We start from the raw sequence: 7,435 nt of genomic DNA, 5'->3' as shown, positions 1-7,435 counted from the left end.
CTTCTCCTTCCGGGTCAGGCGAGCTGGGCGGCGATGGCGTCGGCGAGGTGGGGCGGGACGCCGAGGCGGGCGCGCAGGGTGTCGGTGTCGATGGGGGCGCCGGTGCGGTCGCGGTAGTCGGCGGCGACCTTGCGGGCGTGGTCGATGAGAACGGCGGGAACCGCGGGCGCCGGGTCGGCGGGCGGGAGCGCCGCCGGTTCGTCCACCGGGGCCGGGACGGGCTCGGTGGCCGTAGCGGGCTCCGGGTCCGGGGCGGGTTCGGGGGCCCGTTCGCGGTCGTCCGCGATGTCGGTTGCCGTGGCCGGGTCGGGTGCCGGCGGTTCGGTCGTCGGTTGCTTGGCGGAGTGGGCGAGAAGGGTGCCGCCGAGGAAGGCAAGCGCGGGCCATCCGGCGATGCCGAGGCGGAGCAGCGCGGGCGGGTCGGTCAGGTCGAGGAATCCGGCGGTGGCGACGTTGGCGCCCAGCGAGGCGAAGAGGGCGATGAGGAACCAGCACCAGGCCAAGCGCGACGGGCCCTCGCTGCGGAGCCGTCGCCAGGCGGCGACCAGGAGCAGGTCGACGGAGACGGGGTAGGCCCAGGCCTTCCAGCCGTCCTGTCCGGCAGCGGCGGCCAGGTCGTGCAGGTGGGCGAAGGACAAGGCTCCGGCGATGACGGCCTGGACCAGGACGGCGTCCACGCGCAGACCGTGACGGCCGGCCATCAGGACTCCTCCCCGGTCGGCGGCTGCGGGAGCGAGGCCGCCAGGGACGGGCTGACGGCGTCGACGAAGTCGACGTCGGCGCCGGTGGTGTCGGCGTACAGGGCGAGCTGTCCGAGCAGCAGGACGGTCCGGGCGAAGTCCTCGCAGTCGGGGCACATGGCGTCAGTCCTTCGGGGTCTCGTCGTCGGCGGTCTCGTACCAGGGGCAGTCGCGTTCGTCGTGGTCGATACCGGTCTCGGCGCCGTCGAGGTCGCCGCAGTGCTCGCAGAACATCGGGAGGGCCTTTCTGGGATCAGGCATGGCAGGGGTAGGGATCTGGCGCGAAAGCGGTCGCGCCGACCGGGGAGCGGGGTGGTCAGGCCGTGGCAGGAGCCGTCTTGGACAGCGGCACTGCGGTAGCGGCGGTGGCGGTCAACTCGGGCCGGAAGGCAGCCAGCTCGGGCAGGTCCGGGGTGCGGTCGGCATGCCGGTTGCAGGTGTTGACGGCCTGCCGGAGCGAGGTGTGCGGGGCACGGATGCGGTGCCAGCCCCCAGTGACATCCCCGGAGATGGCAAGGCCGCGCCGTTCTGCGGGGACCTGGATAGCGGCAAGAACGGCGTCCGGGGAGATGTCACCGAAGGCCATGTTCGCGCTGGTCTCGTCGTTGACGCGGTGCGCGGTGCGGCCGGTGAGCTGGGCGCGGAGCATGGTGATGCCCTTGCCGAGTTCGGAGCCGAAGCGCTGGCCGCAGATTTCCAGGTAGATGCCGGCCGCGCGGCCGAGCTGGGCGAGGCGGACCAGGGCGGTGATGATGCGGTCGCGCCGTTTCTCCTCGTCCTTGGTGGCGAACAGGGCGAGTTCGGCGACCTCATCGACCAGGATCACGACCGGCACGGGTCGCAGGTGGTCGGGCAGGTCCCAGATGTCGGCGGCTATCTCCGCGTCCGGCACCGCGGCGGTGATGCGCTGTTCGGCGCGGATGAGCTGGTAGATCCCTTCCATGCGGGACACGAGCGCGTCCAGCAGCTCGGCGGCGGTGTCGGGGTTGTCGGCGAGGGCTGAGAACCGGCGGGCCAGCGGGGACAGCTCAACCCCCTGCTTGCAGTCGATGCCGACCAGGGCGACGTCCATCGGGGCCAGCCCGGCAACGAGGTTGCGCTGATAGACGGACTTACCCGACCCGGTGGCGCCCAGGGTGAGAGCGTGTGGCACGGCGCGGTAGTCGCGGTAGTGCACCGAGCCGTCCTCGCGCAGGGCGACGGGAACCCGCATCGGCCGGATGTCGACCTTGGCAGGCATCTGCACCCGCTTGAGGACGTCGTAGCCGGTCATCCGCACTTCCACGACCCCCGAGCGCACCTCACGCGAGGTGACTCCGTACATCGAGAACGAGTGCCGGAGCCGGTCCGAGGCGGCGGCGACGTCGAAGGCGTCCTGGCCGGGCCGCAGTCCCAGCCTCAGGACCAGGCCGGTCCGGGTCGGGCGGAAGCGCAGGATGCGCGGTGGGCGGGACTCGGGGACCGGCCGGTTGGTCATGCGGGCTAAGGCCAGTCGCCAGCGTGAGGGCGGGACGGTCAGCCCGCAGGCGTCCATGGCGGAGGCGTAGCGGACCAGGACCCGCAGGCTCGCCAGGGTGACGCCGAAGGTCATCCAGTACCAGGCGGGACGCCGCCACCGCAGGAGACCCGCAGCGGCGACGACCAGCACCAGAGCGACCGTGAACGCGACCATGATCAGGCTGCCTTGGAGTTCGCAGCAGCGGCGACGAGGGACGTGACCGCGACGGCGCGGAAGGCGATGCCGTGTCGCTTCTGGCCGTTGAAGTCGTTCTCCCACGGCCGGGCGATCAGGCCCGTGAGCGCGACCGGGGTACCCATGGTCAGCTCACCGGAGATGCCCGGCTCCGGAACGGTGATGGACAGGATCTCCACCTCGTCGTTCGCCGCGAACATCACGTCCACGGTCATCAGCTTCGCCCCGGTCTCGACGTCGGTGGCGATCTCGCCGGTACGGCGGTCCTTCACCTTGGGCTGCGGGGGCTTGGCAACCATCACGGTCGCGGCGGAGGTGTCGACGGGGATCTGACGCATGAGCGCGCTCCTCAGGGTTGGACTTGACGTACTTAGTACGTCGACCTGCCACGAGAGCGCACCTGACATACTTAGTACGTCAAGTACTTCTCGACGGGTGTCGGTTGGATGTGCTGCACTTAGTGCGACAAGCACTGAGAGGGGCTATGGCCGAGTTCACCGGGCGGGCGAAGTACCTGGAGATCGCCGACGATTTCAAGAGGCGCATCCGGCAGGGAGAGCTGGAACCCGGCACCAAGCTGCCGTCTGAGACGGAGCTGATGAACGAGCATGACGTCTCTCGGACCGTGGCCCGCCAGGCGATCTCGCGGCTGCGGGAAGACGGGTACGCGATCTCCCACCAGGGCAAGGGCAGCTTCGTCACCCTCCCCGAGGAGCCCCGTCAGACGAAGCACAGCCCGGAGTTCGAGGAGATCGCCGGTTATCTGTCCGACGTACGGCGCGAGGTGCGTCGGCTCGCGGAGCGGATGGATCAGCTTGAGCAACTGGTGCGCAAGCAGCCGCAAGACGGCTGACCAGCTCGTCGGCACGACGTGCGATGACGTTCACCTCCTCGGCCTGGCCACCTCTCGGGGTAGTTACGACGCTAGGAGCGAGGCAGCGCACTACCCCGGAAAATTTCTCCGGGGTCCCATAGGGAGATGGGAAGACGCTCTAGCCATGCGAGGAATGACGACGAACCTGACGATCGGTGAACGAGTCGCTTGGTACCGCCGAAGGCGGGGGATCTCCCAAGAGGTCCTGGCCGGACTCGTGGGCCGCACGGTGGACTGGCTGAGCAAGGCGGAGAACAACCGCATCGAGCTGGACCGGCTCTCGGTCATCAAGTCGCTCGCCGACGCCCTGGACGTGACGCTCGGCGACCTGCTGGCCGAGCCCACCCTTCTGGAGTGGACGCCCGACAGCGGCGCCCGCACGGTGCCGGCACTCCGCTCAGCCCTCATGAACTACCGCCAGCTGACACCGCTGCTAGGCGTCGCCACCGAAGGCGAGCCGACGTCGCTCGCCGAGCTGAGCCGCAACGTCGGAGAGGTTTGGGATGCCTACCAGGAATCACGCTACGGCTTCGCGACCCGGCGTCTGCCCTTGCTCCTGGCCGATGCACTCATCGCCGCCCAGTCGTACCAGGGACGGGAGCGAGAGCGGGCGCACGAGCTGATGGCCATGACGTACCAGGGCGCGGCCATGGTGCTCACCAAGCTCGGTGAGACCGACCTGGCATGGATCGCAGCCGACCGCGGCTTGGCAGCAGCACAGCAGTCCGGCAACCCGGTCGTGACCGGTTCTCTCTTCCGGTCCGTCGCGCACTGCCTGCTGTCCAACGGCCGGTTCGACGCAGCCGTGCAGTTGGTCGGGGACGCGGGCGATTACCTCCGGCCGGGTCTCCAGGAGGCGACGCCCGAGTTCTTGTCCATCTACGGGACCCTGTTCCTGGCGGGGTCCATGGCCTCAGCCCGTGCCGACGACCGGGCCACGACGCGGGCCTTCCTGGACGAGGCGAGACGGGCAGCCGACCGACTGGGCACCGACGCCAACCACGTCTGGACCGCCTTCGGGCCGACGAACGTCGCCATTCATCGGGTGGCCACGGCGGCCGAGCTGGGCGACATGCAGGTAGCGGTCGACCTTGGCCCGCAGATCGACACGACAGGACTGCCGACGGAACGCCGTACGCGGCACAACCTCGAAGTAGCCCGGGCTCTCAGCGCCCACAACCGGATGGACGACGCGCTCGCCAAGGTCCTCGAAGCAGAGAGCTGGGCACCAGAGCAGGTGCGGAGCCACTACCTGGCGCGGGAGCTGGTGCTCACCTGGGTGCGAGGGCAGCGCGGCCGGCCGAGCCGGAACCTGGCCGACCTGGCCGACAGGCTGCGCGTGGTCTGACCTGGGTACCCTCGGCTGCATGGCGCCGAATGCACACGAAGCGAAGATGGCGCACCCGCGCATGGCAGCGGGTGCGCTCTTCTTTGATGCCGCCGGGCGGGTCCTCATGGTGGAGCCCTCTTACAAGGACTACTGGGAGATCCCCGGCGGGTACGTCGAGACCGGCGAGTCCCCGCTGCACGCCGCCATCCGCGAGGTCCAGGAGGAGCTGGGGATCACCCCGCCCATCGGACGCCTACTCGCGGTCGACTGGGCCCCCAGCGAGGCCGAGGGCGACAAGGTGCTGTACCTGTTCGACGGCGGCCAGCTCACGCAGGACCACCTGGAAGCGATCACCTTGCAGCCAGAGGAGCTGAAGAGCTTCGCGTTCGTGTCTCCGGAGCAGATCACCGAGCGTACGATCCCGCGACTGGCCCGACGCATCCTCGCAGCCGCAGAGGCCCGGAACGGAGGTGCACCGGTCTACCTCGAACACGGGCAGAAGCCCGGCAACGAGGCGGCATGACGACGCCGCGGACCATGAGCCGAGAGGAAGGGATCCTGCTCGTGCAACGGCTCATGGACGGCGACTACCCCGACGAGACGGAAGCCGACCAGCTCATCGAGGCACTCAGACGCGGCCTCGACTGCCCACACATCAGTGACTACATCTTCTGGGACTTCGATCCGCAGCTGACGGCTGAGAAGGTCGTGGACCGAGCCCTGGCCTACGAGCCGTTCGCTCTGTGATCACAGCGCGGTAAGACTTTCCCTACTTCATCAAGGGCTCGCTTCGCTCGCCGTTGCTTTCGGCCTCCTGAACTGCAAGCAGTCCGATCGAAGATCGAAGGTGCCGCGCACAGCGCGGCGGCGTCGGCCGGGCGCCGTCGCGCCGCCCCTCCTTGCCTTCGTCACCGGGGCCGCGCGCCGTCGCCCGCCCGCGCCCGCAAGGGGGTAACGACCAGGTCGGGGTAAGGGTGAGACGGCGCCGCCAAGGTCAAAACACCCTGGTGGCTGGGGCGGCCGGCTCCACGGCTTTAGGCAGCCACTTTGGGGCGAGCCTCTAAGATCATGGCCCCAACGTCGTGCTTTACCGGGCAGGTCCACAGACTGCCCGACGCGCCGGAAGCTTACGGGGCCATGATCACTCGCCCCAAAGCAGCTCCAGCCCAAACCCGCTCCACCGACCTAGCGCCTTGGCGCTCCCTACATAAGGTTGACCTTTGCGATAGGAGTCAGTCCGAGTCGGGCACACTCTCACCTGCGCTATTCATCCCTCGCAATCGCTGCCCCAAGTCTTCAACTGGCGTCCAAACGAACGATCGGCCAGCCCTACTTTTTTGCAGCAGTCCGTAATCTTCAAGGCCGAGTAGATCCTGCCGTGCCGTTTCATAGACGACATTATGGCTCGCCATATGCGATTGCGCAGTTACGGATGCACCTGGATTCTTTAGCGCATGATTCAGCAGGGCGATCTGTCGGTGATTGAAGAGCTTTTGCGCACCAGAGATGCTCTGCTGCAGTTCACGAACTTCCTCCGCCTTCCTGAAGAGGTAGTCATGCAACTGAGAAATAGACCGCTGCAACACACCCAGTTGATACAAATGGAAGTACGTCAGGTCGTTTTCATCATCCTCAGAGTGCAAATAGCTGTGAGCGTACCTGGAAGGCGCATTCTTCAGGATGGGCGAGATGGCTACGTATTCGGTGAGCCAGTAGCCCTGATTCAGCATCGACCAATAGAACAGAGCCCTGGCCGTCCGACCATTCCCATCCTCGAATGGATGATCATACCCGATCATGAAGTGCACTGTAATTGCACGGAGGACTGGGGGAATATAAACTTCGTCCAATTCGCCGTTTGCGAAGTCGCATAGCCTCTGCACACGCTCAGGCAGCGTTGCAGCAGGTGGCGGACTATGCAGCAGCAGGTCACCGTTCCAGACGCCCACACGATCCTCGTCCGGCAACTGGAAGCGGCCCGAGGCGCTCGGGTTATCGAGGGTTCCATCCGTAACCACTCGGTGGATCTCGCAGATCATTTCCGGCGTCAGCCGCTGGTTGCGCAGATCTCCAATCATGCGCATCGCTTGATAGTTGTTATAGATCATCCGCTCATCACGGTCACGAGGCTGACGCTGTGTGCGGATCATCTCCTTAGCAACTTTGCGGCTCGTAGAAGCACCTTCTAGCTGACTAGAGTTAATCGCCTCCTCGATCAGGGAGTTAATCAGATAACGGTCCCGCGTCGCAGGGTTAGTAACCTGCTCGCTGATAGTGATCTTCCCGCTAGCATCTCGACTTACTTCCTCCAAGGACTTAAGGACGACGTCCGGGAGAGCGAAAACGAACGGCTCATCGTTAACATCTGTCAACGGCAGGGTACGCTGCACTCTGCGGCGCGCAAGCTTAATGCCCGCCCACCATTCCTCGTGCGTTAGACCGTCGGGCGGGTTCTTATATCGAAGCTTATCCCAGGGAAGGTATGGGTCAGTAGGACCGGCACCAGGGGCAGTGAGGATCCGCGCTAGCTTTCCCGATTCGGACTTTACGATGAGTTGCATAGTCTCCTCCGGAGGAGGAGGCGGCATCGGCCTTCTCACGCGAATCCCTCCTGTCGTTCAGTGCGGCACCCATTGTCATGTGCGGTTTCGCCGGTATGCGCTTGCGTCATACCGCGCGCTCCGACAGGGCGGCATAGCACTCCAGCCACGGGCACTGACCTCAAAGCGGCAGCCCCGCCGGCAGGCATTGCCGCAGACGCCCGCCACAGCACCCCATTGCGCTCGCCCCAACTACTA

General features: G+C 66.5%; 10 protein-coding genes. 4 read left to right on the top strand and 6 right to left on the bottom strand.

Annotation, left to right across the window (positions count from 1 at the left end; all coding sequences use genetic code 11):
* Positions 1-14: 14 nt before the first annotated feature.
* Genes ACZ4VF_RS30685 through ACZ4VF_RS30665 form a run of 5 tightly spaced genes read right to left on the bottom strand, consistent with a single transcriptional unit; the run spans position 15 to position 2,771 of the window.
* Positions 15-701, bottom strand: a complete 687-nt coding sequence (locus ACZ4VF_RS30685; RefSeq protein WP_467930052.1) for a DUF2637 domain-containing protein — start codon at positions 699-701, stop codon at positions 15-17.
* Positions 701-859 carry a hypothetical protein gene (locus ACZ4VF_RS30680; RefSeq protein ID WP_467930050.1) on the bottom strand — a complete coding sequence of 53 codons (159 nt, stop codon included), beginning with the start codon at positions 857-859 and terminating at the stop codon, positions 701-703. Before ACZ4VF_RS30680 ends, ACZ4VF_RS30685 begins: the two co-directional genes overlap by 1 nt.
* Before the next feature lie 4 nt (positions 860-863).
* Complete coding sequence (locus ACZ4VF_RS30675; protein ID WP_467930049.1) at positions 864-1,001, bottom strand: hypothetical protein; 138 nt, start codon at positions 999-1,001, stop codon at positions 864-866.
* Between the two features lie 55 nt (positions 1,002-1,056).
* Positions 1,057-2,412: an FtsK/SpoIIIE domain-containing protein gene (locus ACZ4VF_RS30670; RefSeq protein ID WP_467930048.1), complete on the bottom strand. Its 1,356-nt coding sequence runs from the start codon at positions 2,410-2,412 to the stop codon at positions 1,057-1,059.
* 2 nt (positions 2,413-2,414) lie between these two features.
* Positions 2,415-2,771 carry an SCO3933 family regulatory protein gene (locus ACZ4VF_RS30665; protein WP_356861109.1) on the bottom strand — a complete coding sequence of 119 codons (357 nt, stop codon included), beginning with the start codon at positions 2,769-2,771 and terminating at the stop codon, positions 2,415-2,417.
* A gap of 146 nt (positions 2,772-2,917) precedes the next feature.
* On the opposite strand from ACZ4VF_RS30665, the gene ACZ4VF_RS30660 reads away from it, so the two are divergent.
* The 4 genes from ACZ4VF_RS30660 to ACZ4VF_RS30645 all read left to right on the top strand — a co-directional run bounded on the left by ACZ4VF_RS30660 (position 2,918) and on the right by ACZ4VF_RS30645 (position 5,384).
* On the top strand, positions 2,918-3,286 hold the full coding sequence (locus ACZ4VF_RS30660; protein ID WP_365783356.1) for a GntR family transcriptional regulator: 369 nt from the start codon (positions 2,918-2,920) through the stop codon (positions 3,284-3,286).
* 154 nt (positions 3,287-3,440) lie between these two features.
* Positions 3,441-4,655 (top strand): helix-turn-helix domain-containing protein, encoded by a 1,215-nt coding sequence (locus ACZ4VF_RS30655; RefSeq protein WP_467930047.1) that lies wholly within the window; start codon positions 3,441-3,443, stop codon positions 4,653-4,655.
* A 19-nt stretch (positions 4,656-4,674) separates the two neighbouring features.
* Entirely contained in the window at positions 4,675-5,160 is a 486-nt protein-coding gene (locus ACZ4VF_RS30650; RefSeq protein ID WP_467930045.1) for an NUDIX domain-containing protein, read from the top strand.
* Positions 5,161-5,174: 14 nt separating this feature from the next.
* Positions 5,175-5,384, top strand: a complete 210-nt coding sequence (locus ACZ4VF_RS30645) for an e9imm peptide (RefSeq protein ID WP_467930044.1) — start codon at positions 5,175-5,177, stop codon at positions 5,382-5,384.
* Between the two features lie 485 nt (positions 5,385-5,869).
* Here the strand turns inward: ACZ4VF_RS30645 and ACZ4VF_RS30640 are convergent, their stop codons facing one another.
* Positions 5,870-7,027, bottom strand: a complete 1,158-nt coding sequence (locus ACZ4VF_RS30640) for a Fic family protein (protein WP_467930043.1) — start codon at positions 7,025-7,027, stop codon at positions 5,870-5,872.
* Positions 7,028-7,435: the final 408 nt, after the last annotated feature.

The sequence above is a fragment of the Streptomyces sp. NPDC029151 genome (assembly GCF_055564315.1).
The sequence above is the reverse complement of the archived record's forward strand: the minus strand, read 5'-3'. Positions and strand labels throughout refer to the sequence as shown.